Origin of the sequence: Ketobacter sp. MCCC 1A13808 (assembly GCF_009746715.1) — a bacterium.
Taxonomy (GTDB): domain Bacteria; phylum Pseudomonadota; class Gammaproteobacteria; order Pseudomonadales; family Ketobacteraceae; genus Ketobacter.
Genome location: NZ_VRKW01000001.1, coordinates 240,000 through 266,179, shown reverse-complemented (window position 1 = coordinate 266,179; position 26,180 = coordinate 240,000). Strand labels below are relative to the sequence as shown.

30 protein-coding genes and 1 tRNA gene are annotated in these 26,180 nt (G+C 49.8%); 24 read left to right on the top strand and 7 right to left on the bottom strand.

The window, feature by feature from the left end:
* Positions 1–4 precede the first annotated feature (4 nt).
* Positions 5–1,729 carry a proline--tRNA ligase gene (locus tag FT643_RS01270; protein WP_156868869.1) on the bottom strand — a complete coding sequence of 575 codons (1,725 nt, stop codon included), beginning with the start codon at positions 1,727–1,729 and terminating at the stop codon, positions 5–7.
* A 169-nt stretch (positions 1,730–1,898) separates the two neighbouring features.
* Positions 1,899–2,342, bottom strand: coding sequence for an HU family DNA-binding protein (locus FT643_RS01265; RefSeq protein ID WP_156868868.1), 444 nt, complete (start codon positions 2,340–2,342; stop codon positions 1,899–1,901).
* Between the two features lie 770 nt (positions 2,343–3,112).
* Here FT643_RS01265 and FT643_RS01260 point away from each other — a divergent pair.
* The 18 genes from FT643_RS01260 (at position 3,113) to nadA (ending at position 16,896) form a co-directional block, all read left to right on the top strand.
* The gene (locus tag FT643_RS01260; protein ID WP_156868867.1) at positions 3,113–3,394 is read left to right on the top strand and encodes an FmdB family zinc ribbon protein; all 282 of its coding nucleotides are present in this window, start codon (positions 3,113–3,115) and stop codon (positions 3,392–3,394) included.
* 29 nt (positions 3,395–3,423) lie between these two features.
* Entirely contained in the window at positions 3,424–5,193 is a 1,770-nt protein-coding gene (gene aspS / locus FT643_RS01255; protein WP_156868866.1) for an aspartate--tRNA ligase, read from the top strand.
* Positions 5,194–5,206: 13 nt separating this feature from the next.
* Complete coding sequence (locus FT643_RS01250; protein ID WP_156868865.1) at positions 5,207–5,953, top strand: YebC/PmpR family DNA-binding transcriptional regulator; 747 nt, start codon at positions 5,207–5,209, stop codon at positions 5,951–5,953.
* A gap of 227 nt (positions 5,954–6,180) precedes the next feature.
* Complete coding sequence (locus FT643_RS01245) at positions 6,181–6,363, top strand: hypothetical protein (RefSeq protein ID WP_156868864.1); 183 nt, start codon at positions 6,181–6,183, stop codon at positions 6,361–6,363.
* Between the two features lie 145 nt (positions 6,364–6,508).
* The gene (gene ruvC / locus FT643_RS01240; RefSeq protein WP_317621908.1) at positions 6,509–7,033 is read left to right on the top strand and encodes a crossover junction endodeoxyribonuclease RuvC; all 525 of its coding nucleotides are present in this window, start codon (positions 6,509–6,511) and stop codon (positions 7,031–7,033) included.
* A gap of 84 nt (positions 7,034–7,117) precedes the next feature.
* Positions 7,118–7,726 (top strand): Holliday junction branch migration protein RuvA, encoded by a 609-nt coding sequence (gene ruvA / locus FT643_RS01235; RefSeq protein ID WP_156868862.1) that lies wholly within the window; start codon positions 7,118–7,120, stop codon positions 7,724–7,726.
* A gap of 32 nt (positions 7,727–7,758) precedes the next feature.
* A complete protein-coding gene (gene ruvB / locus FT643_RS01230) occupies positions 7,759–8,799 on the top strand; it encodes a Holliday junction branch migration DNA helicase RuvB (protein ID WP_156868861.1) in 1,041 nt (346 codons plus the stop codon).
* A complete protein-coding gene (gene ybgC / locus FT643_RS01225; RefSeq protein WP_156868860.1) occupies positions 8,792–9,211 on the top strand; it encodes a tol-pal system-associated acyl-CoA thioesterase in 420 nt (139 codons plus the stop codon). Before ruvB ends, ybgC begins: the two co-directional genes overlap by 8 nt.
* Before the next feature lie 36 nt (positions 9,212–9,247).
* Entirely contained in the window at positions 9,248–9,943 is a 696-nt protein-coding gene (gene tolQ / locus FT643_RS01220) for a protein TolQ (RefSeq protein WP_156869390.1), read from the top strand.
* A gap of 2 nt (positions 9,944–9,945) precedes the next feature.
* Positions 9,946–10,383 (top strand): protein TolR, encoded by a 438-nt coding sequence (tolR, locus tag FT643_RS01215; protein WP_156868859.1) that lies wholly within the window; start codon positions 9,946–9,948, stop codon positions 10,381–10,383.
* 12 nt (positions 10,384–10,395) lie between these two features.
* Positions 10,396–11,109 (top strand): cell envelope integrity protein TolA, encoded by a 714-nt coding sequence (gene tolA, locus FT643_RS23075; protein ID WP_317621930.1) that lies wholly within the window; start codon positions 10,396–10,398, stop codon positions 11,107–11,109.
* Positions 11,110–11,176: 67 nt separating this feature from the next.
* Positions 11,177–12,487 (top strand): Tol-Pal system beta propeller repeat protein TolB, encoded by a 1,311-nt coding sequence (tolB, locus tag FT643_RS01200; protein WP_156868857.1) that lies wholly within the window; start codon positions 11,177–11,179, stop codon positions 12,485–12,487.
* 97 nt (positions 12,488–12,584) lie between these two features.
* Entirely contained in the window at positions 12,585–13,127 is a 543-nt protein-coding gene (pal, locus tag FT643_RS01195) for a peptidoglycan-associated lipoprotein Pal (protein WP_156868856.1), read from the top strand.
* A 19-nt stretch (positions 13,128–13,146) separates the two neighbouring features.
* Complete coding sequence (gene ybgF, locus FT643_RS01190; RefSeq protein ID WP_156868855.1) at positions 13,147–13,971, top strand: tol-pal system protein YbgF; 825 nt, start codon at positions 13,147–13,149, stop codon at positions 13,969–13,971.
* Between the two features lie 51 nt (positions 13,972–14,022).
* Positions 14,023–14,667 (top strand): 7-carboxy-7-deazaguanine synthase QueE, encoded by a 645-nt coding sequence (gene queE, locus FT643_RS01185; protein WP_411267788.1) that lies wholly within the window; start codon positions 14,023–14,025, stop codon positions 14,665–14,667.
* 28 nt (positions 14,668–14,695) lie between these two features.
* Positions 14,696–15,370 (top strand): 7-cyano-7-deazaguanine synthase QueC, encoded by a 675-nt coding sequence (gene queC / locus FT643_RS01180; RefSeq protein ID WP_156868853.1) that lies wholly within the window; start codon positions 14,696–14,698, stop codon positions 15,368–15,370.
* 180 nt (positions 15,371–15,550) lie between these two features.
* Positions 15,551–15,626 (top strand) — tRNA-Lys (locus FT643_RS01175).
* 238 nt (positions 15,627–15,864) lie between these two features.
* Positions 15,865–16,896 carry a quinolinate synthase NadA gene (gene nadA / locus FT643_RS01170; protein ID WP_156868852.1) on the top strand — a complete coding sequence of 344 codons (1,032 nt, stop codon included), beginning with the start codon at positions 15,865–15,867 and terminating at the stop codon, positions 16,894–16,896.
* On the opposite strand, the gene FT643_RS01165 is transcribed toward nadA, so the two are convergent.
* Entirely contained in the window at positions 16,893–18,356 is a 1,464-nt protein-coding gene (locus tag FT643_RS01165) for a M48 family metalloprotease (RefSeq protein ID WP_156868851.1), read from the bottom strand. The two genes, nadA and FT643_RS01165, sit on opposite strands and share 4 nt — an antisense overlap.
* A 215-nt stretch (positions 18,357–18,571) precedes the next feature.
* Here FT643_RS01165 and FT643_RS01160 point away from each other — a divergent pair, with 215 nt between their 5' ends.
* Positions 18,572–18,802, top strand: a complete 231-nt coding sequence (locus FT643_RS01160) for a sulfurtransferase TusA family protein (RefSeq protein ID WP_156868850.1) — start codon at positions 18,572–18,574, stop codon at positions 18,800–18,802.
* A gap of 18 nt (positions 18,803–18,820) precedes the next feature.
* Entirely contained in the window at positions 18,821–19,933 is a 1,113-nt protein-coding gene (locus tag FT643_RS01155; protein WP_156868849.1) for an AI-2E family transporter, read from the top strand.
* An 11-nt stretch (positions 19,934–19,944) separates the two neighbouring features.
* Here the strand turns inward: FT643_RS01155 and FT643_RS01150 are convergent, their stop codons facing one another.
* Positions 19,945–20,415, bottom strand: a complete 471-nt coding sequence (locus FT643_RS01150; RefSeq protein WP_156868848.1) for a peroxiredoxin — start codon at positions 20,413–20,415, stop codon at positions 19,945–19,947.
* Positions 20,416–20,475: 60 nt separating this feature from the next.
* Positions 20,476–21,003 (bottom strand): glycine cleavage system transcriptional repressor, encoded by a 528-nt coding sequence (locus FT643_RS01145; RefSeq protein ID WP_198043231.1) that lies wholly within the window; start codon positions 21,001–21,003, stop codon positions 20,476–20,478.
* 268 nt (positions 21,004–21,271) lie between these two features.
* Here FT643_RS01145 and dapA point away from each other — a divergent pair, with 268 nt between their 5' ends.
* The 4 genes from dapA to purC are packed head-to-tail and all read left to right on the top strand — an operon-like array spanning position 21,272 to position 24,793.
* On the top strand, positions 21,272–22,147 hold the full coding sequence (gene dapA / locus FT643_RS01140) for a 4-hydroxy-tetrahydrodipicolinate synthase (RefSeq protein ID WP_156868846.1): 876 nt from the start codon (positions 21,272–21,274) through the stop codon (positions 22,145–22,147).
* Between the two features lie 23 nt (positions 22,148–22,170).
* A complete protein-coding gene (gene bamC / locus FT643_RS01135) occupies positions 22,171–23,241 on the top strand; it encodes an outer membrane protein assembly factor BamC (RefSeq protein ID WP_156868845.1) in 1,071 nt (356 codons plus the stop codon).
* Positions 23,241–24,050 carry an MBL fold metallo-hydrolase gene (locus tag FT643_RS01130; protein ID WP_317621907.1) on the top strand — a complete coding sequence of 270 codons (810 nt, stop codon included), beginning with the start codon at positions 23,241–23,243 and terminating at the stop codon, positions 24,048–24,050. Before bamC ends, FT643_RS01130 begins: the two co-directional genes overlap by 1 nt.
* A gap of 29 nt (positions 24,051–24,079) precedes the next feature.
* Positions 24,080–24,793: a phosphoribosylaminoimidazolesuccinocarboxamide synthase gene (purC, locus tag FT643_RS01125; RefSeq protein ID WP_156868844.1), complete on the top strand. Its 714-nt coding sequence runs from the start codon at positions 24,080–24,082 to the stop codon at positions 24,791–24,793.
* Positions 24,794–24,861: 68 nt separating this feature from the next.
* Here the strand turns inward: purC and FT643_RS01120 are convergent, their stop codons facing one another.
* On the bottom strand, positions 24,862–25,644 hold the full coding sequence (locus FT643_RS01120) for a TIGR04219 family outer membrane beta-barrel protein (RefSeq protein WP_156868843.1): 783 nt from the start codon (positions 25,642–25,644) through the stop codon (positions 24,862–24,864).
* Between the two features lie 68 nt (positions 25,645–25,712).
* Positions 25,713–26,147: an SRPBCC family protein gene (locus FT643_RS01115; protein ID WP_317621906.1), complete on the bottom strand. Its 435-nt coding sequence runs from the start codon at positions 26,145–26,147 to the stop codon at positions 25,713–25,715.
* Positions 26,148–26,180: the final 33 nt, after the last annotated feature.

The following is a 26,180-nucleotide window of genomic DNA, read 5'->3' as shown; positions in this document are numbered from 1 at the left end:
TTTATCAGGCCTGCTTCAGCTTTTGCTGAATGAACTCAATTACCTCGGCAGCAGGTACATGCACTTTTTCGTTTTCGGTACGTTGCTTGTATTCAAAAGTGCGATCTTCCAAGCCGCGGTCGCTGATCACAATGCGATGCGGGATGCCGATTAATTCGATGTCCGAAAATTTAACCCCGGGTCTTTCTTTGCGATCATCGTAGAGTACCTCAATGCCCAAATCGGTGAACTGCTTATATAAATCATCGGCTGCTTCTTTTACTGCCGGCGACTTGTGATTGTTAAGCGGCACTATCGCCAGCTCGAAGGGGGCAATGGCTTGCGGCCACAAAATTCCGTATTGATCATTATTCTGTTCAATTGCCGAGGCAACCACCCGGGTCACCCCGATTCCGTAGCAACCCATCGGCATCGGATGACTTCTGCCTGATTCATCCAACACAGTGGCTTTTAAGGCTTCGCTGTACTTCGTTCCCAACTGAAAAATATGACCAACCTCGATACCGCGCTTGATGAGCAACTTGCCTTGACCGTCCGGGCTGGGGTCGCCTTCCGTTACATTGCGCATGTCCCAGGTTTCATTAAATCGAGCATCGCGTTCCCAGTTAACACTCTTCAAGTGGAGCCCATCGCGATTCGCGCCGCAAACAAAATCCGCTAGATTAACCACACTCAAATCGGCGATAACCGGGATGCTCAGGCCGATAGGCCCGATTGATCCGGGCTTGCAACCAATGGTCTTTTCCACTTCTTCCTCGGTGGCGAAGGTCAACGGTGAAGCAACCAGCGGATGTTTTTCGGCTTTGATTTCGTTGAGTTCTTTGTCTCCACGCAGCACGAGCGCTACCAACCCCGGTCCGTTTTCTGATTCCACAGAATGCACAACCAGCGTTTTAACGATGGTCTCAGATCCTACACTCATGAACGAGGATACGTCTTCGATGGTATGTTGCCCGGGTGTTTCAACTTCTGATGCGGCCGCGCCCGGCGCCGGTCGGTGGTCACCGATCACCAGGGCTTCAGACATTTCGACGTTAGCTGCATAATCGCTGGTGTCGCTGAATGCGATATCATCCTCACCGGATTCGGCCAAAACATGGAACTCATGGGAGCTGTTACCGCCGATACTACCGGTGTCGGCCAGCACCGGACGAAAGTTCAAACCCAACCGAGTAAAGATAGTGCTGTAGGTCTGGTACATCACGTCATAGGTTGCACTCAACGACGCTTCATTCAAATGAAACGAGTATGCGTCTTTCATGATAAATTCTCGAGACCGCATAATGCCGAAGCGGGGGCGGATTTCATCACGAAACTTAGTTTGGATCTGATACAGGTTGCACGGCAGTTGTTTGTAACTCTGGATGTTGTTGCGGACCAGGTCTGTAATGACTTCTTCGTGAGTAGGGCCTAAAACAAATTCTCGCTGGTGGCGGTCGTTAATGCGCAATAATTCCGGGCCGTATGCGTGGATGCGATCGGATTCCTGCCACAGTTCGGCAGGTTGCACGACCGGCATTAGCACTTCCATTGCGCCCGAGCGATTCATTTCTTCACGAATAATGCGTTCCACTTTTTGTAGCACCCGCAGACCCGTTGGCAGCCAGGTATAGAGTCCGGATGCCAGCTTGCGGATCATCCCGGCACGCAGCATCAATTGGTGGCTAATGACCTCGGCATCAGCGGGCACTTCGCGCTGGGTGGCAAGTAGGTACTCAGTGGTTTTCATCGGGTTTTTCAACCTCCGGCAGGTTTCAGCAAAATTGGGCTCGATTTTACGGCTTGTTGCAATGCATAACAATACAGAAGGGGGGATGAAAAAATCAGCTCAGGAGAGAGAGGTTATTCGCGGCAGTCGGGATCGGGAAAAGAAGAAGGGGCTAAAAAGCCCCTCCGTTTTATTTCTCAGCCATATCTTTCAGTTTTTTCAGCGGTCGTACCTTAACCACATTGCGGGCTGGTTTAGCCTTAAATATGGTTTCTTCGCCATTAAACGGGTTGATCCCTTTGCGGGCTTTAGTTGCAGGCTTACGAACAACCATCACTTTCATCAAGCCAGGGATGGTGAAATGGCCTACTGCGCGCGGCTTGACGTGGGACTCTACCAATACACCGAGTTCGTCCAGAACAGATTGAACCTGCTTACGGCTCAGCTCAGTGCTCTCAGCAATGGAGTTCAGAATTTGGGTTTTGGTCATCGCTTCTTTAACAGCGGTGATTTTTCTGGGGGCGGCAGCTGGAGCCGCTTTTTTAGCAGCGGCTTTTTTTACCGGAGCCTTTTTTGCTGCGGGCGCTTTTTTAGCAGCGGCTTTTTTAACAGGAGCTTTCTTTTTTACAGGCATGGTTGCTTCCTTTGGTTTTAGTTATGGCAGGTTCAGTTGCGTTGCTTGCATGATGCATCCAGAGGAAAATCACAACAACAGTCCCGCTGTCGCGAATAATTATTGATGCTAATTTTTAGTCTAGCAAGTAAATAAATGGACTTTTTGCCTGTTTTTATAGGGTTTGCCAAGAAAAATGCGTATTTTTAAACGATCAACGCGGTAGTTTGTCCTGAACACAAAAATTATATGCCTCTGCGCGTTAAAAAATGGACCAGAAGGTGACCCCTTTGTTGTGCTGTTTTGACCATATATCATCGTGTCCGGTGTGCTAGGTTGTGCGATGGTAGCGTCCGGTTTAGTTGATTGTGTGTCGAAGTTGTCGTGTGGAATTCGTTATGTTGTTCTGTGCTTGCCGTCCCTGTTTCGCCCCCAAGCCCGGCAGTGAAAATCCGAGTTAGAATTTATTGCTGCCAAGTTCCCTGCGTAATTTCCAGGTTTGTCACGGCGCTGCGTGTTGACCAATTAGCGCGGTTGAAGTCGAACTTCGTTTGGCGCTGTAGGGGCACTAATGCAAAATGAACACAGGGAGGGTGATCCCAAGGCCGCCTTGGTACCGGTTGGGCTAAGGTCCGCTCCGCGGGTGAAGTGCAGGTAATAGTATTCATAAACGGCCCCAACCCGTTATAATGTGCCCCTTTTTTTTCGATGTGCAGACCTTGGTCTGCGCGATTAGTAAAATAAGCAATAAAATCAATTGCTTGTAGGTTTTTGCTCGAGGATTTATTGAGATGCCTATCTATGAATACCAGTGCCCGGATTGTGGACACGAGTTGGAAGCAATCCAGAAAATGAGCGACTCCGCACTCACTGACTGTCCAGAATGTAAGGGGAACGGCCTTAAAAAGCGTATTTCCGCTCCGGGTTTTCGTCTTTCCGGCTCAGGCTGGTATGAGACTGACTTTAAAACCGGTAAAAAGAAGAACCTAGCCAAGCAGGACAGTGATTCCGGCAGTGCGGCTAAATCAGACTCGAAAAAGCCCGCTGCGCCGTCTACACCCAGCGCCAGCTAAATGCATTCAGAAAAACAGGTAACAGAGTTATGCGAAGCCATTATTGTGGCCACCTCAATGAATCAAACATCGATCAGACCGTTACTCTATGCGGATGGGTCCATCGTCGTCGGGATCATGGTGGCGTTATCTTCCTGGACCTGCGGGACCGCGAGGGTATCGCCCAGGTCGTAATCGATCCCGATACGGAAGAAGCTTTTGCTCTGGCTGAGAAAGTACGAAGTGAATTTGTTATTCAGCTAACCGGTCGGGTCCGGATCCGGCCGGAAGGCACCCAGAATCCGGAAATGCCCACCGGCATGATCGAAGTGTTGGGAAAACAACTGGCTATCCTGAATGCCTCTGAAACGCCTCCATTCCAGTTGGACGAGCATATCAACGTCGGCGAAGACGTGCGTTTAAAATATCGTTATATGGATTTGCGCCGGCCTGAGATACAGCAGCGTTTGGCATTTCGCTCCAAGGTCACAACCGCGATTCGTAATTATCTGGATGGTGAAGGCTTCCTGGATGTTGAAACGCCGATTCTAACTAAAGCAACCCCGGAAGGCGCACGGGACTATCTGGTCCCCAGCCGGACCCACCAGGGTAGCTTCTTTGCGCTACCGCAGTCGCCACAACTGTTTAAACAATTACTGATGGTTTCCGGTCTGGATCGGTACTATCAAATAGCAAAATGTTTTCGCGACGAAGACTTGCGCGCAGACCGCCAACCGGAATTTACCCAGATCGATATAGAGGCATCCTTCGTAAACGAAGAGGATGTCATGGGTATTGCCGAGAATATGATACGTTCTCTGTTCAAGGGCATGTTAAACGTGGAGCTGCCCGAGTTTCCCCGTATGGCCTACGCAGAAGCGATGTCCCGTTTCGGTAGTGATAAACCGGATTTGAGGATTCCGCTGGAATTGATCGATGTGGACGATTTGATGCGTCAGGTGGAATTTAAGGTGTTTTCCGCGCCGGCTTCAGACCCAAAAGGCAGAGTGTGCGGTTTGAGAATTCCCGGTGGAGCCTCGATTAGCCGCAAAGAAATTGATGAATACACTAAGTATGTCAGCATCTATGGTGCGCGTGGGCTGGCCTGGATAAAAGTCAACGATCTTGCGGCCGGGGTAGACGGGCTGCAATCTCCCATCGTTAAAAATATGACTAACGTTGTAATGGAAATGATGGAGCGTCTGGGTGCCGAAGATGGCGATATTATTTTCTTCGGCGCGGGTAAAGCCTCCGTTGTCAATGAATCCATGGGCGCCTTGCGGATAAAGCTGGGCCACGATCGAGGGCTTATAAAGGGTGAATGGTCGCCCCTTTGGGTAGTGGATTTCCCTATGTTCGAAGAGGAAGACGACGGCAAACTGAATGCCATCCATCACCCCTTTACCGCGCCTTCCTGCGAACCTTCGGAGCTGGAAGCATCGCCTGCCACTGCGCTTTCCCGTGCTTATGATATGGTGCTAAATGGCACTGAATTAGGCGGTGGTTCTATCCGTATCCATGATCCCGGAATGCAGCGCACGGTATTCAAGGCACTGAATATCGGTGAAGAGGAAGCGAATGACAAATTCGGTTTCCTGTTAGACGCGCTGAAATTCGGATGCCCGCCTCATGGCGGTCTGGCGTTTGGCCTGGACCGGTTGATTATGCTGATGACCGGTGCGCACTCTATCCGCGATGTAATTGCTTTCCCGAAAACACAAACAGCAGCCTGTGTTATGACAGCGGCTCCGTCCACCGTGGACGCCAAGCAATTACGGGAGGTAGGTATCCGGGTACGTCAGGCAGACGAAAAGCAGTAAAAAGGAGGGTTCAATGGCAGGGCATAGTAAATGGGCGAATATTAAGCACCGTAAAGCAGCTCAGGATGCAAAGCGAGGTAAAGTATTCACCCGGCTCATTCGTGAAATAGTGATAGCAGCCCGGTCAGGCGGGCAGCCGGAGGACAATCCCCGATTGCGGCTAGCGATGGATAAAGCCTTGGCCGCCAATATGACAAAAGACACCATTGAGCGAGCAGTGAAGCGGGGTGCCGGTGGCGATGACAGTGAGCAGCTGGATGAGCTGACTTATGAAGGTTATGGTGTCGGCGGCGTTGCTGTGATCGTGGAGGCCATGACGGATAACCGTAACCGCACCGCGGGTGATATCCGTCATGCGTTCAGCAAAAACGGCGGTAATCTCGGAACGGATGGCTCCGTAGCTTACCTATTCACCAAGCGTGGCGAGATCAATTTTGAAGCCGGAATCGATGAAGATCGATTAATGGAGGCAGCGCTGGAGGCCGGCGCAGAAGATGTTCTAACGAATGACGATGGCAGCATGGATGTCATTACAGCTTGGGAGGATTTGGGCGCAGTGAATTCAGCGTTGATTAATTCGGGTCTGACGTCGGCCAATGCCGAGATTAATCTTGCTGCATCTGTGCAAGTTGACATGGACCTGGAAACGGCGACTGCGATATTGAAAATGATCGACATGCTTGAAGAGCTGGACGATGTGCAGAACGTCTATACTAACGCCAACTTTACGCAAGAGCTGATGCAGCAGATGGAGAGCTGACAGCCGCCGTCAACCGCCCGTGCCCCGTTCAGATCAATTATGCGTGCTCCCCCTTTTCTAAGTTCAGGCCGCCGATTCGATTTCGCGGCCTCACTCGTTCGATGCAAAATTAAGCTGCTAAAATGGTAATATTTCATAACCCGGTGCTCGGGCATTCACTAATATATTCATAACGTATCAAATTAAAGCGGATCGCTTTGCTTGGAAAAGCCGGAGTGTAATACAAAATGAAGTTAACCCATGCCATTGTGTTTGGTCTGCTCGCTGCCCTGGTATTGGTAGCCGTGATATCGTTCCGGTCGCAGGCGCAACTGGAATGGATTGCAGATCACGGTATGCTCATGATTGTGGCGATCGGCGTGGTCGGGCTTGTAGGTGCCCGTCAGAAAGCGCCTGCCAGTATCCAATAGTGAACGTTTTTCGGCGGCCTTTCTCGAGTGCCGTTTCTTTTATCTTTGAAGCATAAACTTATGAAATTAGTACAAATTAGGGATGACTCCTGCTTCATTGCTGCTAGACTAGTCTGCATTATATTGAACTATAGGGCTGTCATCAGTGTCGATTGTGCTTGGTATCGATCCTGGTTCTCGTGTCACCGGTTATGGCGTCATTTGCTCGCAAGGCTCGCAACTCACCTACATTGATAGCGGCTGTATACGCACCGAAGCGGCAGAGAATCTGAGTGAAAAACTGGATCTTATTTACCGCGGAATCTCCCAGATAATTCAATTGCACTCGCCCCAGGAAGTGGGGGTTGAGCAAGTATTCATGGCACGCAATGCCGATTCTGCCTTAAAATTAGGTCAGGCGAGGGGCGCTGCCATCGTCGCATGTACTTACCAAAAGCTTCCCGTGTACGAATACTCCGCGCGCCAGGTAAAGCAGTCTGTGGTTGGAACCGGTGCAGCGGATAAAACACAGGTTCAGGTTATGATCTGCCACTTACTAAACCTTACTAAAACGCCTCAGTCCGACGCAGCGGATGCGCTGGGTGTGGCCGTATGTCACACGCACATGACTCAAGGTCTCATAAAGTTGGCAGGAGCCAAGAAAATCCGCAGAGGTCGAGTTAGGCGCTGATAGCCTCGCCAGAGCCGGCGCTTCGCAACCAGCCTCGTTGACGAACTAAACGAACTACTATTAATAGGTAGCTTAAAACAGAATATGATCGGTCGTATTAAAGGCACCATAATCGAAAAGCAAGCCCCGCTACTTTTAGTCGATGTGAGCGGTGTTGGATATGAGCTGGAAGCGCCGATGACCACCTTTTACCAATTGCCTGAAATAGGAAGTGAAGTGCTACTGCATACTCACTTTGTTGTCAGGGAAGATGCCCAGCTGTTATTCGGGTTCTTCAGCAAATCCGAACGGGCGTTGTTTCGGGTATTAATCAAGGTAAATGGAGTTGGCCCTAAGATGGCATTAGCGATCCTATCCGGCATTGAAAGCGCTGAATTTGTGCGCTGCGTGCAGGATCACGATATAAACACCCTGGTAAAATTGCCAGGTGTGGGCAAAAAAACCGCTGAGCGTTTAGTAATTGAAATGCAGGACAAACTCAAAGAATTCAGCGAATTCCAGATGCAACCGACATTGACGCCGGTCACCGGCATTATAAGAACCCCTCGTGTAGAGATAACCGACGCAGAAAGCGCGTTGATTGCACTGGGTTATAAACCCCAGGAAGCAGCCAAAGCAATTGCAGCTCTGGAAACGGAAGGGTTAAAAAGCGAAGACATCATTCGGCAAGCACTCAAACGAATGGTGAACTAGTCTGCAACAAAATAGGATTCCTGACTCAGACTATGATCGAATCAGATCGATTGATTTCGCCGGTACCTGAACCGGACGATGCACATGACCGCGCCATCAGGCCGGGAACCCTGGCGGAATATACCGGCCAGGCAGCGGTGCGCGAGCAAATGGAAATTTTTATTTCTGCTGCCAAAGGTCGGCAGGAAGCGCTCGACCATACATTAATTTTCGGGCCTCCCGGCTTAGGTAAAACCACGTTGGCGAATATCATCGCCAACGAAATGGGAGGTAGTCTGAAAAGTACGTCTGGTCCGGTATTGGAGCGTGCGGGAGATCTGGCCGCCATGCTTACCAATCTTGAGCATGGCGATGTGCTGTTCGTGGACGAGATACATCGTTTAAGCCCGGTGGTGGAAGAAATACTCTATCCGGCGATGGAAGATTATCAGCTAGACATAATGATAGGCGAAGGGCCTGCGGCCCGCTCTATTAAGATCGATTTACCACCATTTACCCTGGTGGGCGCGACTACTCGGGCCGGATTGCTTACGTCACCGTTAAGGGATCGTTTTGGGATTGTGCAGCGTCTCGAATTTTATTCAGTGGACGAACTCGCCAAAATCGTTAATCGCTCCGCTGGCATTCTCGGGTTGGCTATGGAGCATCAGGGTGCAGTGGAAATCGCCAGGCGCAGCCGTGGTACGCCAAGGATTGCTAACAGGCTATTACGCCGAGTGCGGGATTATGCCGAAGTAAAAAGTGATGGTCGGATTACGGCGGATGTTGCCGCCCGCGCGCTGGATATGCTGAAGGTAGATTGCCATGGTTTCGACACGATGGATCGCCGTTTACTTCTGACCATCATGGAAAAGTTTGATGGTGGCCCGGTGGGAGTTGAAAACCTGGCTGCGGCAATCAGTGAAGAAGCCGGAACACTCGAAGATGTCGTTGAACCCTATTTGATACAGCAGGGATTCATCATGCGCACCCCTCGCGGGCGTGTTGCTACTCGCCAGGCCTATCTGCATTTTGGTCTCAAGCCGCCGGCATCAATGAATGCGAACAGCGGAGACCTGTTTCAGGATGAGTGAATTTTTCATCAGATCACGGGTCTACATCGAAGACACAGATGCCGGTGGTATCGTCTATTATGTAAATTATCTGAAGTTTATGGAGCGTGCTCGTACAGAGTTATTACGCACTTTGGGCTCACAATTCGGCGATCTCAGGCAAAACAGGCTGCAATACGTCGTGCATAGCCTGGACGCCCGCTATATAAAACCAGCCTTGATGGATGACGAATTGGTGATTACCGCCAGCGTGCAAAAATTGGGGCGTGCCTACATAGAGTTTCATCAACAGGTAAAACGAGACGATGAAGTAATATGTGATGCTTGCATAAAAGTCGCTTGCGTCGATACTGAACAACTTAAACCGGTTGCTATTCCGGAATCATTAGCGAATCAATTTAAAGCGTTTAAACTTAACGCAGAAGCCAAATAACAAGATCCCAGAAGGAGATAGACCAACGTGGAAAACATGTCTGTGTTGAGCCTGATAATCAATGCCTCGATTGTAGTGCAGCTGGTTATGCTCATTTTATTTTCACTCTCCTTGATTTCCTGGTACATGATCTGGCAAAGGCAATCCATTTTGTCCAAAACGAAGCGCGCACTGAATGATTTTGAGGAGCGGTTCTGGTCCGGCATCGATTTGTCCAGATTATTTGTCCAAGTCAATACCGAACCGAACGATTACAGTGGCGAAGAAAATATTTTTCGTGCCGGGTTTAAAGAATTTGCCCGTTTGAGGAAAGGCTCCACCAGTGATGCCGAGTCGGTAATGGCGGGCACTGAAAGGTCGATGCGGGTAGCCTTGTTGCGCGAGCAGCAAAAGCTGGAAATGCACTTGCCTTTTTTGGCCACCGTGGGATCAACCAGCCCGTACATCGGTTTGTTCGGCACGGTGTGGGGGATTATGCACTCCTTTCTGGCTCTGGCAAACGAAAACCAAGCGACGCTTTCTCTCGTCGCTCCCGGTATTGCCGAAGCACTGATTGCCACTGCAATCGGTTTGTTCGCGGCCATTCCTGCGGTAATTGGCTATAACCGATTCTCATCATCGGTCGATTCCCTTCTGCACAGTTACGAGACATTTATGGACGAGTTTTCCAGCATACTGCATCGTAAGGCGCATTCATCGGATGCTGATCTCAAGGGCAACGCAGGAATCTGATTATGTCCACAAAGCGCACAACTGTTCGGCGAAAGCCAATATCCGATATCAACGTTGTTCCCTATATCGACGTCATGCTGGTGTTGCTGGTTGTGTTCATGATTACAGCTCCGATGATGACAGCGGGCGTAAAAGTGGATCTCCCGGATGCCGATGCTGAACCGTTGGTGTTACCCAAAAACGAGCAGTTTGTGATTGTTTCAGTTAACCAGAATGGGCAATACTTTTTAAGCGTTGATGAAGAGAACCAGCAACCCAAGCCTTTGCCGGACATCATTAAAGCGGTATCCGACATTAAACGGGCAAAGCCGGACACGCCGGTGTTAATGGAGGGGGACGAACGGGTTGCTTATGGGTTGGTGATGCGGATGATGATCGGGTTGCAACAAGCCGGGGTCAATGATGTTGGCTTGGTTACCGAAAGCGGTTTGAAGGAGTAGTTCTTGTCCTTTGTGAAGGTGGATCCGGCAGCTCTGGTCAAGGCAGTTTTAGTGCATGCTATGGTGTTGGCGTTGTTGTTTTTCAATTGGCCCAGCAGCGACGAGATAATAAAAAGCAAACCACTGCCCAAACACGTGACAGCAGTGGTGGTTGAAAAACCTAAACCTAAAGTGCAGCCAGCACCGAAGCCGAAAGTTGCGCCAAAACCGAAACCGGAGCCAAAACCGAAACCAAAACCGAAACCGGAGCCAAAACCGAAACCAGAGCCCAAGCCAGAGCCCAAGCCAGAGCCCAAGCCAGAGCCCAAGCCAGAGCCGCCTCAGGAACAGTTGGATTCGTTTAGTGATATTTTAAAGCAGGAAATGGAGTCGATCGAAAAAGACCAGCCTGCGACACCGGCGAATAACCAGGACCAATCCGCTCAGGAAATGGATGAAATTCTTCAGTACAAGGGGCTGATCCAACAAACCGTGCAACGGTATTGGCGTCGCCCACCAGGTGCAAGAAACGATATGACCGTGGTATTGGATATACAGTTGTTACCCGGTGGCGAACTTAAATCGGTGCGGATTGAAGATTCCAGCGGCAACCAGGCGTTCGATAATTCGGCAATGTTGGCGGTGCAAAGTGCGGGTAGGTTCAGTGTGCCTCCGGACCCCAAATTATTTGATCGCCATTTCAGAGCGTTTAAAATGCGATTTAAACCTGGGGATTTGAGATACTAGCTTTCATCTGGCTCAACTGCCGATGGATGTATTGTTTAAGACTAACCAGCAAATGCTGAGAGAGTGTATGAAGCGTTTATCAATAGTAAATCTTGTTGTTCTTATGAGTGTCTTAACGCTCTTTTCCATATCGGCGCGAGCAGAGCTGATAATTGAAATAACCGAGGGCGTGACTGATGCCACCTCAATAGCGGTTGTTCCGTTTGCCTGGAGTGGAAACAGGCTACCGGAAGACGTAGCGCAAATCGTGTCTGCGGACCTGCACCGCTCGGGGCAGTTCGCGCCGCTGGACCGATCCCGGATGCTGAGTCTGCCGACCGACGAAAGTCAGGTTTTCTACCGTGATTGGCAATCCAAAAGCAACGGTGCCGAATATCTGGTTATTGGAAAAATGTCTTCTACCAGCGACGGCAAATATCGGGTCGATTATCAGCTTTTCGACATATTCCAAAAGAAAATGGTGAAAAAATGGTACGTAAGCGGCGACGACCTGCGTGCCATGGCGCACTACATCAGCGATACACTTTATAAAGAGTTAACCGGTGTGCGCGGCGCGTTCTCTACTAAGATGGTGTATGTCACCATGGAATATTTGCAGGAAGCGGGTAAAAGGGTGCAGCGGTATCGCCTTTATCTGGCCGATGTTGATGGCCACAATGAGCGCATAATGTTGGAATCAAGCGAGCCGATTCTTTCACCGAGCTGGGCGCCGAACGGACGACACATTACCTATGTTTCGTTTGAAACAACGAGACCAGCAATCTATATCATGGACACGAAAACCCGAAAATCCCAGAAAATCACTGGTTTTGCGGGATTAAATGGCGCGCCGAGATTCTCGCCGGACGGGAAAAGTTTGGCCATGGTCTTGTCAAAGGACGGCAATCCGGAAATCTATACAATGAATTTGACGACAGGAAAAGTGAAGCGGATTACCAACCACTACGCTATCGATACAGAACCGGCTTGGTCCCCGGATGGAGAGAGTTTGATATATACCTCCGAGCGGGGCGGGTCGCCACAAATATATCGACAATATCTTGATTCCGGAAAGGTTGAGCGCTTAACATTCGAAGGCAGTTACAATGCGCGACCGGTTTTAACACCGGACGGCCGGTTTTTGGCGATGGTGCATCGTTCCAACGGAATATTTCACATCGCAGTGCAGGATTTAGTGAGAGGGACTTTTAATGTGCTGACAGAAACCGATTTGGATGAATCTCCCAGTATTGCTCCGAATGCCAGTATGATCATTTACGCAACGACGGATAAAGGAAGCGGGGTGTTGGCTGCGGTTTCCCTGGATGGAAGAGTGAAAGTTAAGCTGCCGTCCAGAACCGGAGATGTAAGGGAGCCTGCCTGGTCGCCATTTATGTAAAAAAAAAGTTGTTTGTTATTGATTTGTTGTAATATTGTTTAAAATGTTTAATCGAACCACTACTATTTGTCTGGTGTTCCTCTGTTAGGAGTTATATATGTCCATGTTCAATCGTAACTACATTTTGGCCCTGATCGCTGCATTCGCAATTTCAGCTTGTAGCTCAACCCCCGAAGATACGACCGATGATTTATCCTCGGCAGCGTCACAAGAAGATTACTCAGATTCTGATAGCCAAGTAGACGGCGGAGCAATGGGTAGCGGTGAGTACGCAGCAGAGGAAGCGACCGACCCCGCACTAGAAGAAAGAGTTGTATACTTCGATTTCGATAAAGCCAGTATTCGTCCTGATGCCATCGCCACTTTGCAGGCGCACGCCTCGTACCTGTCCAGCACGCCAGCAGCGCGTTTGCGGGTGGAAGGTCATGCTGATGAGCGCGGCACCCGCGAATACAATATGGCATTAGGCGAGCGTCGAGCGAAGGCAGCAGCCAGTTTCCTGGCAGCCAATGGCGCATCAGCCTCGCAACTTGAAATCATCAGTTACGGTGAAGAGCGTCCAATTGCTCTGGGGCATGATGATGGTTCCTGGTCTCAGAATCGTCGTGCTGAATTGAAATACACCGCTGAAGCCCCATAAGCGCCACGCAGAGTATTAAATGCAGAAAGCTTTCGTATTGTTTCTACTATCTACGGTCACCGCTGTTGCGGTGGCCGTTCCTCCCTATGAGCCATTACCGGGTTCAGCCAGCGCTCAGGTGCAAACCAACACCGACAAAACCAGGTCGGCCGGTTCCGGCTCTCAAAGTGGTTCGGGTAATGGTTCAGGGCTGGGTTATAAGTCCGCAGTGGATTCCGGTTCGGAATCCACCGGTGGTCCTACGTTAAATACCGGCTCAAATTGGGAGACGTATTCGCAGATTCAGCAAATGCAGCAAGAACTTCAGGAAGTTCGCGGCATGGTTGAAGAATTGAACCATCAAATCAAACTTATGCAAAAGCAGGGTCGCGAGCGTTATTTGGACCTGGATATGCGCATCAACAAGTTGGGAGGAGAGTCTTCTGATCCTGATTCCTCCGCAAGGAGGGGCAATTCCGTCCCAAAGATGGATGACAAAGAGCTATATGAGCATACCAGCTCTTTGCGTAAACAAGGCAAGTACGATGAGGCCATTTCGGGTTTCCATCAATTGCTCAGTCAATCACCAAAAGGGATGTATGCTCCCTACGCCGAGTATTGGTTGGGTGAGCTTTACATGGTGTCAAAACCTGCCAGTATCGAAAAGTCCAAGCGGCATTTTATCAACCTTCTTGCAGGCTATCCGGGGCATGTGAAAGTACCGGACGCCATGTTTAAATTGGGTAAATTGTATGCAGGGCAAGGCGAAACCGGCAAAGCGAAAAGTGTTCTGAGCGAGCTGGTTAATAAATATCCTGATAAATCCGCGGCAAAATTGGCGAAGGATTTGTTAAAAACCCTGTAAAGCGGTTGAACCTTCAGTTAAGATTGCGCGTTTTCCGTTCTGGGTATCAGCGTGTCGCAACTCCGTATCACCGAAATATTCTATTCTCTGCAAGGCGAAGCCCGAACCATTGGGCTACCGACCGTGTTCGTACGCCTCACCGGTTGCCCTCTCAGATGTCAATATTGTGATACCGAATACGCCTTTTCAGGCGGCGAAATGCGCTCATTACAGCAGATTCTTGATCAGGTGAACTCCTATAGCCCCCGGTATGTGACTGTTACGGGCGGCGAACCGTTGGCGCAACCGAATTGTATTCCGTTATTGTCTCAGTTGTGCGATCTGGGTTTGGAGGTTTCTCTGGAAACCAGTGGTGCGCTGGACGTGAGTGAAGTCGATTCCCGGGTTAGTATCGTGCTTGATCTAAAAACGCCGGGCTCCGGTGAAATGCATCGCAACCTGTATTCCAATCTTGAACATCTGAAGCCAAAAGATCAGATCAAATTTGTCATCTGTGGCCGCCAGGATTACCAATGGGCCAAAATGCAGTTGAGCCAATTGAAATTGGACTTGCTAGTGGGGGACGTGCTGTTTTCGCCCAGCCATCAGGCAATCGAACCCGCTGATCTGGCTAATTGGATTGTCGAAGACAACTTGCCCGTTCGTTTCCAATTGCAACTACACAAGATTTTATGGGCTGACCAGCCGGGGTATTAGACCGGTTTTCAGGAGGCATCAGACTGATATGACTGCAAAAAAAGCCGTTGTTTTGTTATCCGGTGGGCTGGATTCTGCCACTTGCCTGGCCATAGCGAGCTCTCAGGGGTACGATTGTTATGCAATGAGTTTCGATTACGGGCAGCGACATGAATCGGAGCTTGCGGCTGCGCTGCGGGTAGTCGGTGCATTGGGTGCAAAAGATTTCAAAACTATTCGTATCAATATGGGCGATATTGGAGGGTCTGCGCTAACGGACAGTAACATCGCTGTCCCCGAGCTGCCAACCGAGGGTATTCCGGTGACCTATGTACCTGCCCGTAATACCGTATTTTTATCCCTGGCGTTAGGTTGGGCGGAGGTGTTGGATGCCGATGCAATATTTATCGGCGTTAACGCGGTGGATTATTCCGGTTATCCGGATTGTCGTCCTGAGTTTATAGCCGCATTCGAACACTTGTCCAACGTCGCGACCAAAAAAGGAGTGGAGGGCAGGCCTCTGATTATTAAAGCGCCCCTGCTCACTCTGTCGAAGGGCGAAATAATCCGCAAGGGTATTGAGCTTGGGGTGGATTACAGCCTGACGGTTTCATGCTACCAGGCGGACCACAATGGGCTTGCCTGCGGTCGCTGTGATAGTTGCCGTTTACGAAGCGAGGGATTTAAGCAGGCTGGCGTGACGGATCCTACACAGTACCAGTAGCGGACGGCCAAACTCCGGGATTGTGACAGTAAAAGCAAAATCGTAATTATTTCAGGCGTTTTGGGCCATTTTAGAGCAAAAAACACACTGCAGCAAAAAAGATGATAGAAATCAAGGCCATAAAATTGAAAAAAAGCCTTGTGATTTAATTTCTAACCAGTAATATACGCATCCGTCGAAGGGTCGTTAGCTCAGTTGGTAGAGCAGTTGGCTTTTAACCAATTGGTCGCTGGTTCGAATCCAGCACGACCCACCATATTAAAAACAGCATTGAAACCGCACCGGTTGCAGAGAAAGCAAACCATCAGTGCGGTTTTTTTGTTTTAGCGCCTGGCAGCTACCCGCCGGTATCCAGGCTTGAAAGAAGCGAGCTCGGCCACCATATAACTAGCCAGTATCACATGCTCGCGGGTTGCAGTAGAATGAGCGCCGGAACACCAAGAATCTAACTACCCTGGGTATTAGCAGTAAGCGCGCTTCAAGAGGTCGAATTCATGAATACCACGGTTACGGATATTGTTAGGGATCACCTGGATGGCAGCCATCTTCAAAGCAAGCTGTCTGATGCCGAGAAGCTAGACTACCGCAATCAGATTAAGGTCTTGTTGAAACAGCAAAATGCGGTGTTGGTCGCTCACTATTACACCGACCCTGATCTGCAATCTCTGGCTGAAGAGACTGGGGGTTGCGTTTCTGACTCCCTTGAAATGGCACGTTTCGGTAAGCAGCACCCGGCAACGACTCTGGTAGTGGCCGGTGTTAAATTTATGGGTGAAACCGCTAAAATCCTGAGTCCCGAGAAAACAGTACTGATGCCCACCCTGGAAGCAACCTGCTCCCTCGACCTCGGTTGTCCTGTGGACGAATTCAGTGCCTTTTGCGATGAGCATCCCGATCGCGAGGTGGTGGTCTATGCCAATACCTCGGCGGCGGTGAAAGCCAGGTCGGACTGGGTTGTTACCTCAAGTATCGCTTTGGAGCTGGTTGAGCATCTACACAACCAGGGTAAGAAAATCCTTTGGGCGCCGGATAAACACTTGGGTGCTTACGTTCAGCGTGAAACGGGGGCTGACGTGTTGCTCTGGGATAGCGCTTGTATAGTTCACGATGAGTTTAAAGCGAAAGGCCTTCAGGACTTGAAAAAGGTTTATCCGGATGCCGCTGTTCTTGTACACCCGGAATCACCGGAGTCGGTAGTGAACCTGGCTGATGTGGTGGGATCCACCTCTCAGCTGATACAGGCCGCTCAGAAAATGGAAAACAGCACGTTCATCGTTGCAACGGACCGAGGCATTTTCTATAAAATGCAGCAGCAGGCACCCGGTAAACTGCTTATTGAAGCGCCTACCGGAGGTAACGGTGCAACATGCCGTTCTTGTGCTCACTGCCCGTGGATGGCAATGAATGCACTGGATAATCTTACGCTGGAGCTGAAAAATCACAGTAACGAAGTGCATGTGGATGCAGCCTTGATTGAGCAGGCAATGATTCCGTTGAATCGTATGCTGGATTTTGCGAAGCGCTAGAATTCCATATCGCGCATGGAATTCTCCATCTCGGCAATGCGCTCGGTTATTCTTGCTGTCATCTGAAAGTTTTCTCTGGCCAGGGGGAGGGCATAACGTAATTGCTCAACGGCCCGTTGCACATGCCCATAGAGAAAGTAATATTCTGCTTTGGACTGGTAAACCCCGAGGCGGTCTTTGGCTTTACCCTGAGCTTCTGCCAGCATGAACCACAGTATGGGCCAGGTTTCATGCAAGGTAATTTGTTCGCGCAGAATTTTAATGGACTGATCGGTCTGGCCTCTGTGTGTTAAGGCGTCTGCATAGTGGAGGCTCAATGCGTAGTTCTGGGGTGAATAACCAAGCCCTTCTTCCAGCACTTTGATTGCCTCCGGGTAACGGCCCGCTTTATTGAGTATCTCGGCCTGGGTTGCGATATAGGTAATGCGCTGCGGCCGTCGCTTCAGAAGCTCAGCCATATTCTGAAGGGCTTTGTCCAGTTGGTTGGTTTTCATATATGCGCACGCCAAACCGTATTCATTCACTTCCAGAAATTGCTTACTGTCCGCTTTTTGTTTTTCAAGATCATTGATCATGGCGTTGCCGTCTCTGGCAAAATCCACTTCCACCCGCACTTTCATCAAACTGAACTCAAGTGAGTTGGCCGAGTCCTGTGCCGGGTATTTTGCTGCTCTGCTTCGGGCGTCCGTGATGCGGGATTCGGTGACGGGATGCGTCAGCAGGAATTCCGGAGGCAAATCACCATAGAAGCGCATGCTACGTTGTAAGGATTCGAAAAAGTCAGCCATGGCGGCCGGATTCATACCGGCATTCACCAGCGTTTGCATACCTACACGATCGGCTTCTTGCTCGTTGGAGCGACTGAACCTCAGCTGCGAATCAATCGAGGCAGCCTGCGTTGTGGCCAGTGCCGCCATACCCGCGTCAGCACCGGCGGTGGCGGCCAGTACGACGCTGGCCAGTAGGGCCGCCATGCTGGCCCAGGACGTTTGCTGGGAGTGTTCCAGTCCACGCGCAAAATGACGTTGACTCAGGTGGGCGAGTTCGTGGGCGATGACACCTGCTAACTCGTCCTCCGTGCGCGCGTTCATCAGCAATCCGCCGTTCAGTCCCATGACGCCACCGGGAGCTGCGAAAGCATTAATGGCGGGGCTGTTAAGCACGATCAGTTCGATATTTGGCTGGTCCAGGTCGCTGGACGACGCTAAGTGGTATACCAGTGTATTCAGGTAATTGTGCACCAGGGGGTCATGAATGACGGGGGCTTGCGAACGGAGTTGTCTCAGCCAGGCGCGACCCAGCCGGTACTCCTGTTCCGGGCTGATAATGGCCGAGCTGGCATCACCCAGAGAGGGTAACGTGTTGCTGGCGGTAGCATAAGCGCGGGACAGGGACGAAGAACACAAGCTTAAAATCAAAATCAGCCTGGTTGCCAGCATCAATCTATACTGCAAGTTCATATTCAATTTCTAGCGTTCGCCGTCCCGGAATCTGGAAGATTAGACAAAAGCTTTTTGATAAAGTTTTCGCCGGATTAGGATTAGGTTACTCTTATCTTATTAGGGTAGCAGATGCAGAATATCAGACCTAGCCATATATGGTGATCGGAGATTGTCTGTAACATTAGGGTCAATGCTTGTATAGTGACGGCCCCTTCAAACTGTGAGCAGGTGAGATGGACGCGGTGCCGGATCTGGACGCGCGGGGAATGAATTGCCCGCTGCCGTTATTGAAATTGAAGCAACGACTAAACCAAATGGAAGTGGGTGACCGGATTCACGTCAAAACCACCGATCCCGGCTCGGTCAGGGATTTCGCTGCCTTTGCTCAACAGGTCGGTCACATCATTCACGAACAAGATCACCGGAACGGTGAGTATTTGTTTTTAATTGAAAAATTAGCTTAGGGCTTTTCAGTACCATCTATGTTTCAGATTTTTAGTGACTGGTATAAAGAATATTTTTCCAATCGAGAAGCGGTCGTTTTAATTCTGTTGCTTGCGGTCGGCTTAACCATCGTTGTGACAATGGGTTCAATTTTAGCGCCTGTTCTCACCGCCATTGTGTTGGCGTACCTGTTGCAGGGCATGATCAGTTTCCTGGTCAGCAAGAAAGTGCCCTGGTTTGCTTCCCTGCTTTTCACTTATGTGTTGTTCCTGGCGGCGCAGGTTTCCTTGCTGTTTGTGCTGGTGCCTCTGGCCTGGGGCCAGTTAGTCCGTTTGTTCAATGATCAGGTGCCCAGAATGCTATATGAGGCGAACCTGTTTCTGAATATGTTGCCGCAGCGTTATCCGGAACTGGTCTCGGAGCAGTGGGTGAAAGAGATCAGCACCCTGACCTCCACTACGTTGAAAAGCCTGGGAGAATCCGTGCTGACCTTTTCAGTATCGAGCATTCCCAACCTGATGGGTATACTGATCTTTTTGGTATTGGTGCCAATGCTGGTGTTTTTTTTCCTCAAAGATAAAGACCGTATGATTAATTGGGTGGATAGCTATTTACCTCAGGACAGGCCTTTTATTTCCCGCGTTATCAAAGAAATGGACGTCCAAATATCGAATTATGTGCGAGGGAAAGCGCTAGAGATACTGATAGTAGGTTCAGTTACGTACGTGACATTTGTTCTTTTAGGTGTGAACTACGCCGCTTTGCTCGGCATGCTGGTGGGGTTAAGTGTCGTGGTGCCTTATATCGGCGCAACGGTCGTGACTATTCCTGTCGCGGTAGTAGCCTACTTTCAGTTCGGCTGGGGGCCTGAGTTTATGTGGGTATTGGTCTCATACGGCATAATACAAGGATTGGACGGTAACCTGCTGGTACCCATATTGTTTTCCGAAGCGGTTAATCTTCACCCAGTAGCAATTATTACGGCTGTTTTGGTGTTCGGAGGTTTTTGGGGGCTTTGGGGGGTGTTTTTTGCCATCCCACTAGCAACGTTGGTGAAGGCCGTGTTTTCCTCCTGGCCCAGGGAGCCCATACCGGTGCTGGTAAAATCCGGGTCGGTTCCCTCACCGGGGCAGGACGGGGGCCTCCTTTGATGCCCGGGGCGTTAGTCCGTTGCTTCGGCCGCCTCCAGCACCTCTTCAACGTGGCCGTTGACGCGGACCTTGCGCCATTCGCGGCGTAAAACACCACTTGAGTCAATCAGGAAGGTGCTGCGTTCCACGCCCTGGATCTGTTTGCCATACATATTTAATGGTTGGATTACTTCAAACATTCGGCAAAGGTAGGCATCGGTGTCTGAAATCAATTCGAAGGGAAATTGATATTGCGCCCTGAATTGTTCATGGGATTTGAGGATGTCTTTGGAGACACCGAAAATCAGAGTTTTCGCTTTCTTAAAGTCCTCGTAGTAGTCTCTGAAATCCAGGCCCTCTGTGGTGCAGCCAGGAGTGTTGTCTTTCGGATAAAAGTACAGAACCACTTTCCAGCCTTTCAGCCTGGATAAAACGATGTCTTTTGAGCTGGTTGCTTGTGCCGCAAAATCCGGGACTGGTTTACCGATCTCAACGAATGCCATTGACTCCTCCTAAGCCCGTCTTGGTTTTTGTTTTAGACCTGTTGCTAGTTCCTCGCTGGCTTAACGGCGAGGTTCTATGGTTGCATCCAGGTTACGTTCATCACAAAAGGAAACGAAAGCTTCTTTTAAGGAGGCAATCGCAGAATTTGCTGGTACGTTTACTGACATTTCCAACGAGAACATGGCCGTTCCCGTATGTGCTGCAGCATAGGTGCCCGTTTCCATTTCTTCAATATTTATGTTGCGGTCACTAAAAAAGCCGGCGATTTCACGAACGATGCCGGGATGATCCAACGAAACAACCACTACCTGATAGGGGTAGCCGATATCGGCTAATTGTCTGAGCTTTGTGCGCTTTAGGATCGTGGTGAGGTGGAACTGGTCGGCAATTTCGGGGAAAAGAGCTTCGGCGGCGGCAATGTCATCAGGTTGTCCGCTTATCAGCATGATTAAAGCGAATTCACCACCTAATACGGTCATGCGGGTGTCGAGGATGTTGCAATTAGCCTCACTGGCCGCTTGCGACAGGCCGTTGATAATGCCCGCGCGATCTTCCCCGATGGCAGAGATAACCAAATATTCATTCATCAATATCAGTCTCTTAGATTATTTAGCACCATCTCACGGTCTCGATTTCCGTTATTCTGAGTGCTTATAACCGTTTATTTGATGAAATTCAGTTTAGCATCGGTATTTAGGAACAACTAGCTGAAAAAGCTAGAAATATTAGTTAATGGTTGTTTTCGTCTTTCCGGTTGCGGGGATTTTCGCGTTGGGCTGGCGGAGATGCTTGTTATTGTCTAAACGCCTAAGTACCATACCCGTTTATTTTTACCAGGCGGAGAGCTTAGAGCGGATGATAACTGGCAGCATGGTGGCCTTGGTTACGCCAATGAATGCGGATGACAGCATTGATTGGGATAGCTTGGCGAACTTGACAGATATGCACATAGAGCAGGGCACGAATGCAATCGTTGCGGTGGGCACGACAGGTGAGTCTGCAACCTTGAATGTGAGTGAACATTGCGCCGTTATCAAGTTTGTTGTGGAGCGGGCCGGAGGGAAGATTCCCGTGATTGCCGGTACCGGAGCCAACTCCACCAGTGAAGCCATTGAGCTCACCGAAGCGGCTAAGTCCGCGGGTGCCGATGCCTGCTTATTGGTTGCACCGTATTATAACAAGCCGACCCAGGAAGGTTTGTATCGGCATCACATGGCGATTGCCAACGCAGTGGAGATACCGCAGATTCTGTACAACGTACCGGGACGCACCGTGTGCGATATGCTGCCGGAAACCGTTCAACGTTTACACGCGCACAGAAATATCGTGGGCATAAAAGAGGCCACCGGCAAACTGGACCGGGGGCAAGCGATACTTGAATTGTGTAGCGGTGATTTTTTGCTGTATTCCGGCGACGATGCCACTGCGATGGAACTTATGTTGCTGGGTGCTAAAGGAAATATATCGGTCACAGCGAACGTTGCACCCAAAGCAATGTCTGATCTTTGCGCAGCGGCAATGGCCGGGAATCGCTCTGAGGCGGAGACCATAAACCAGCCATTGCTGGGATTACACCAAACACTGTTTTTAGAGGCGAATCCGATCCCTGTGAAATGGGCATTGCAGCAGATGGGTTTGATTAAGGAAGGTATCCGATTGCCTCTTACCCCCTTTTCTGAGCAGTATCATGCGCCTGTGCTGGATGCCATGAGACAGGCTGGCATTCTGTAGAATTATAATATCCGGAGAGCTTAATGCACATTTTGCGACAGGCGGTGCTAGCGGTACTGCTGATTGCGTTATCGGGTTGTTCCTATTTTTTTGGTGATGAGGGGCAGTTTCGGGAAAAATCATTGGATTATCAGGAGGCGAAGAGCATCGAGCCGTTACGGGTACCCGATGGTGTCCAGACCAAACCGACCAAGCAGCGTTATCCCATTCCGAATGTGGTTGCTAACAATGCATTTATCCCGAAAGACAGTGGCTCCGTCCCAAGGCCGCGCACATTGGCGAACCTGGACCAGGATGCAGGCCTGGAGTTGCGGAAGGACGATCAGCTTTACTGGCTAATAGCCGAGCGGGATAGCGCAGAATTATGGCCTCAGCTGGTGGAGTTTGTGGAAAGCAATTCGTTCGTTGTTGATGTCAACAATCCTGAAGCGGGCATTCTGGAAACCGACTGGTTAAAACCGCGGCTGCTGGAAAACGACCGCGGTGTCTGGAAATCCTTTAAGCGTCTTTTCACCGGGGCGGGCAGCCAGGAGTTGAGGGATAAGTTCAGAATTCAGGTGACCTCCGGCAAGCGTGCAGAGGGCAATATTATCAGTATTAACCATGTGCGTAATAAATTACCGTTGCCGGAACAGGTGGAATGGCCGGTTATTCCGGATGATCCGGATCTGGTCCATATCGTGTATGAAGAGATGATGGAATTTTTGAGCGATGATGCCCGCCGTCAGGGCACATCTGTGCTCTCCCAGGATTTGAAATCGGTTCCGAAATACACCATGACCCGGGATGGTAATGATTATCCGGTTCTGGTTATCAATCTGGACTTCAACCATGCCTGGCTAGAAGTAGGGCAGGCCTTGGCGCTATCCAAGATTGCGGTGAAGGATCTTAACCGCAGCTTGGGCATCTATTACTTGGCAAGAACGGTGATGGTGAAGGATGAGGATGGGGACGAAGCTGCAAAAGAGCTGCAATTGCGGGTGATTCGCTCCGAGAGCGGGATTCAGGTTGCGGTCCAGCTTGATGACGACACCATTGCCCCGAAAGTGGAGTCCACACAAATCCTGAACGCATTAAGGGAGAAGCTCCAGTAGTGAAGTTCGCTTCCATAGGGAGTGGCAGCGAAGGTAACGGTACGCTGATCTGCTCTGGAGACGGGGACGTTGTTCTGCTGGATTGCGGCTTTTCAGGCCGCGAAGCGGTGAAGCGTTTAGCCACCTTGAATTTGGGACTGGAAGATATTTCTGCCATTTTGGTAACCCATGAGCACAGTGATCATGTGAAAGGGGTTGCACTGTTAGCCAATAAAGGCAGAATTCCGGTGTATTGCACTTGGGGTACTTGGGCCGCTAAGCTCCATACGGTTCTGGATGAAAGTCTGTTGACGGTGATCAGTCCGCATCAGCGATTTAGCATAGGAAATATACTGGTACAGCCGGTGCCAGTGCCTCATGACGCCAGGGAACCCTGTCAGTTTGTATTTGAATCTTCCGGCCAAAGGCTTGGAATTCTGACAGATGTCGGTAGCATTACGCCACATATGGTGGAGCAGTATCAGCGCTGTGATGCGCTAATGCTGGAATGCAATCACGATTTGAATATGTTGGCTGAAAGCGCCTATCCACCTTCCCTGAAAAGGCGGGTGGCGGGGCCGTTAGGCCATCTCAATAATCAGCAGGCCGCGGAAATGCTGGGGCAGCTGGATTGCAGCCGGTTGCAACATTTGGTGGCAACACACATCAGCCAAAAAAATAATCATCCTGAACTGGCTATGCAAGCCTTACGCGGTGTAGTCGGCTTCAGTCCGGACCGAATACGGATAGCCAAGCAATGCTCAGGGTTTGCGTGGCTGGAAATCGAAGTCCGTACTGTAGCATGTGGCAAGCAAACAATTACTAATTGAAAATAGATTAACATTGGGTGGGTAAATCAATGGAAAAGCGTGAAGAACTGTATAAAGGTAAAGCGAAATCCGTATATACAACGGATGATCCGGATGCGTTGGTGTTATTTTTCAGGAATGACACGTCGGCATTTGATGGCAAGAAGATTGAACAGCTTGATCGCAAGGGCATGGTTAATAACAAGTTCAATGCGTTTATCATGGAAAAGCTGGAAGCCGCAGGCATAGAAACCCATTTCACCAAACTGCTGAGTGACCAGGAGTCATTGGTCAAAAGCCTTAAAATGATGCCCTTGGAATGTGTGGTTAGGAATATTTCTGCAGGCAGTATTTGTCGGCGCCTTGGTGTTGAAGAGGGGTTAGATCTTAATCCACCAACCTTCGAGTTTTTCCTTAAAAACGATGACCTTGGTGACCCGATGGTTAATGAGTACCACATCAAGAGTTTTGGTTGGGCGGAAAAAGAACATGTGGAAAAAATGCAGGAGTTGACCTTCCAGGTAAATACTGTGCTGAAACAGTTGTTTCTGGAAGGGGGGATGCTGCTGGTGGACTACAAACTTGAGTTCGGCTTGTATCAGGGACGCGTGGTGTTGGGCGACGAGTTTACCCCTGATGGATGTCGTCTGTGGGATAAAGAGACTCGTAAAAAATTGGATAAAGACCGCTTTCGCCAGGGACTTGGTGGTGTCGTTGAAAGTTACGAAGAGGTCGGTGCTCGCTTGGGTATGAAGTTCGACTGACTTTGTTGAGTTAAGGATGTGAAAAGCGAAAACCGCAGTTGCTATACTGCGGTTTTTTTATGTGCCGCCTAGAAATGAAAAGTGGCTGCAATATAGGTCCCTTTGAGGTCGATATCCGCGTCCAGATCTTCCACGTCATCCAGCTCCATACCCAGATTCCGCATGCCGGCCTCCAGGCCTAATCCGAATCCAAAAACGTACCCGACATGCGCCCAGGCGTCATAAAGCTGCGCATCGCCAATGCCAATCCAATTCACTTCGGCGCCAAGATAGAGGCCGGTAACCGGAAGATCGAATCGGGCCTTGCCGTACAATAACGGGGCCGTAAAATCCAGATCCTCGTTTGCATTAAGGCTGATTCCCGGTAACAAAGGATGGCGCCCGAAAGCGCTTAATTCACCGTCAAATGTCCTTATGGTAAATCCTGCGTCCAGGCTGATCCAGTTATCGAGAATTTCGTAATATAGGGTTAGGTCGGTATGTGAAAAATCGATGTTGGTTGCGATAATTGATCCGATCGGGAATGTTGTGCCTCCGAAAGATATGTTTTCGCTCAATGTATTGGTAGCCGATTCCTGGATATCCGAGTGAGCTAATTTGATGTTAGGCAGAATAGGAATACCGTGTTCCAGCGCGATATAAATGTAATTGCCCCGGTCGCCGGATAATCCCAAATTCTGCTCCAGGTCCACGCTGCCTGCTCCGGCTTGGCTCAGGTCGGTGAAGTCGCCGGACAAATTATAGTTGATCGAGCCGCCTCCCGCGTATATGCCGAACAAGGTGTCGGAGTAACTTGGTGGTGAAAGAGCCAGGCCCAAACCCAAAATGCCAGTGGTCGTCATTTTTTTCATATGTCACTCCATTTTTATTTTTTCTAATTCCAGTTTAGTCAACAGAATACCACAGTCTTTACAATGTGTTATTCATATCGGGCTGCCACTTTATTGAGCCCGGACAGCAGTATTTTCTCAAGAGCCGCTTTTACAATCAGTCCGGAAAGAGGGATAGGTAGTTTTGGCTCAAATTGGATGGTGTAGTGCAGTTTTGTTTTACCCTGGTATTCACTAAAAATCATGCGCCCCAAATGATTCTTCAGCGGGCTGCCTTTGGTTATGGTGTATTCCACGAGTTTGTCGGATTCGAAAGCGGTAACCGTCTCTTCGAACCCAGCGAAGGGGATAGGTGTGATACGTCTTACCGAGCCCACCCCATTGATATGTTGTACGCCGTCTTTTATTCGTACGACTTTTGCGCCGAGTACTTTTCCCATATTCTCATGATCGGATAGTTGGTTGAAAACTTCCGAAACGGGGGCATTGAACTCAACGTTCATTTGCAGAAATTGGCTGCTCACTCCGGGACTACTCCATTTGGGTTGATGTGTTTT

Excerpts from the sequence above, each read along its gene's own strand:
- FT643_RS01270 (WP_156868869.1), bottom strand. The coding sequence starts at position 1,729 with ATGAAAACCACTGAGTACCTACTTGCCACCCAGCGCGAAGTGCCCGCT.
- FT643_RS01265 (WP_156868868.1), bottom strand. The coding sequence starts at position 2,342 with ATGCCTGTAAAAAAGAAAGCTCCTGTTAAAAAAGCCGCTGCTAAAAAA.
- FT643_RS01260 (WP_156868867.1), top strand. The coding sequence starts at position 3,113 with ATGCCTATCTATGAATACCAGTGCCCGGATTGTGGACACGAGTTGGAA.
- aspS (WP_156868866.1), top strand. The coding sequence starts at position 3,424 with ATGCGAAGCCATTATTGTGGCCACCTCAATGAATCAAACATCGATCAG.
- FT643_RS01250 (WP_156868865.1), top strand. The coding sequence starts at position 5,207 with ATGGCAGGGCATAGTAAATGGGCGAATATTAAGCACCGTAAAGCAGCT.
- FT643_RS01245 (WP_156868864.1), top strand. The coding sequence starts at position 6,181 with ATGAAGTTAACCCATGCCATTGTGTTTGGTCTGCTCGCTGCCCTGGTA.
- ruvA (WP_156868862.1), top strand. The coding sequence starts at position 7,118 with ATGATCGGTCGTATTAAAGGCACCATAATCGAAAAGCAAGCCCCGCTA.
- ruvB (WP_156868861.1), top strand. The coding sequence starts at position 7,759 with ATGATCGAATCAGATCGATTGATTTCGCCGGTACCTGAACCGGACGAT.
- ybgC (WP_156868860.1), top strand. The coding sequence starts at position 8,792 with ATGAGTGAATTTTTCATCAGATCACGGGTCTACATCGAAGACACAGAT.
- tolQ (WP_156869390.1), top strand. The coding sequence starts at position 9,248 with ATGTCTGTGTTGAGCCTGATAATCAATGCCTCGATTGTAGTGCAGCTG.
- tolR (WP_156868859.1), top strand. The coding sequence starts at position 9,946 with ATGTCCACAAAGCGCACAACTGTTCGGCGAAAGCCAATATCCGATATC.
- tolB (WP_156868857.1), top strand. The coding sequence starts at position 11,177 with ATGAAGCGTTTATCAATAGTAAATCTTGTTGTTCTTATGAGTGTCTTA.
- pal (WP_156868856.1), top strand. The coding sequence starts at position 12,585 with ATGTCCATGTTCAATCGTAACTACATTTTGGCCCTGATCGCTGCATTC.
- ybgF (WP_156868855.1), top strand. The coding sequence starts at position 13,147 with ATGCAGAAAGCTTTCGTATTGTTTCTACTATCTACGGTCACCGCTGTT.
- queC (WP_156868853.1), top strand. The coding sequence starts at position 14,696 with ATGACTGCAAAAAAAGCCGTTGTTTTGTTATCCGGTGGGCTGGATTCT.
- nadA (WP_156868852.1), top strand. The coding sequence starts at position 15,865 with ATGAATACCACGGTTACGGATATTGTTAGGGATCACCTGGATGGCAGC.
- FT643_RS01165 (WP_156868851.1), bottom strand. The coding sequence starts at position 18,356 with ATGAACTTGCAGTATAGATTGATGCTGGCAACCAGGCTGATTTTGATT.
- FT643_RS01160 (WP_156868850.1), top strand. The coding sequence starts at position 18,572 with ATGGACGCGGTGCCGGATCTGGACGCGCGGGGAATGAATTGCCCGCTG.
- FT643_RS01155 (WP_156868849.1), top strand. The coding sequence starts at position 18,821 with ATGTTTCAGATTTTTAGTGACTGGTATAAAGAATATTTTTCCAATCGA.
- FT643_RS01150 (WP_156868848.1), bottom strand. The coding sequence starts at position 20,415 with ATGGCATTCGTTGAGATCGGTAAACCAGTCCCGGATTTTGCGGCACAA.
- FT643_RS01145 (WP_198043231.1), bottom strand. The coding sequence starts at position 21,003 with ATGAATGAATATTTGGTTATCTCTGCCATCGGGGAAGATCGCGCGGGC.
- dapA (WP_156868846.1), top strand. The coding sequence starts at position 21,272 with ATGATAACTGGCAGCATGGTGGCCTTGGTTACGCCAATGAATGCGGAT.
- bamC (WP_156868845.1), top strand. The coding sequence starts at position 22,171 with ATGCACATTTTGCGACAGGCGGTGCTAGCGGTACTGCTGATTGCGTTA.
- purC (WP_156868844.1), top strand. The coding sequence starts at position 24,080 with ATGGAAAAGCGTGAAGAACTGTATAAAGGTAAAGCGAAATCCGTATAT.
- FT643_RS01120 (WP_156868843.1), bottom strand. The coding sequence starts at position 25,644 with ATGAAAAAAATGACGACCACTGGCATTTTGGGTTTGGGCCTGGCTCTT.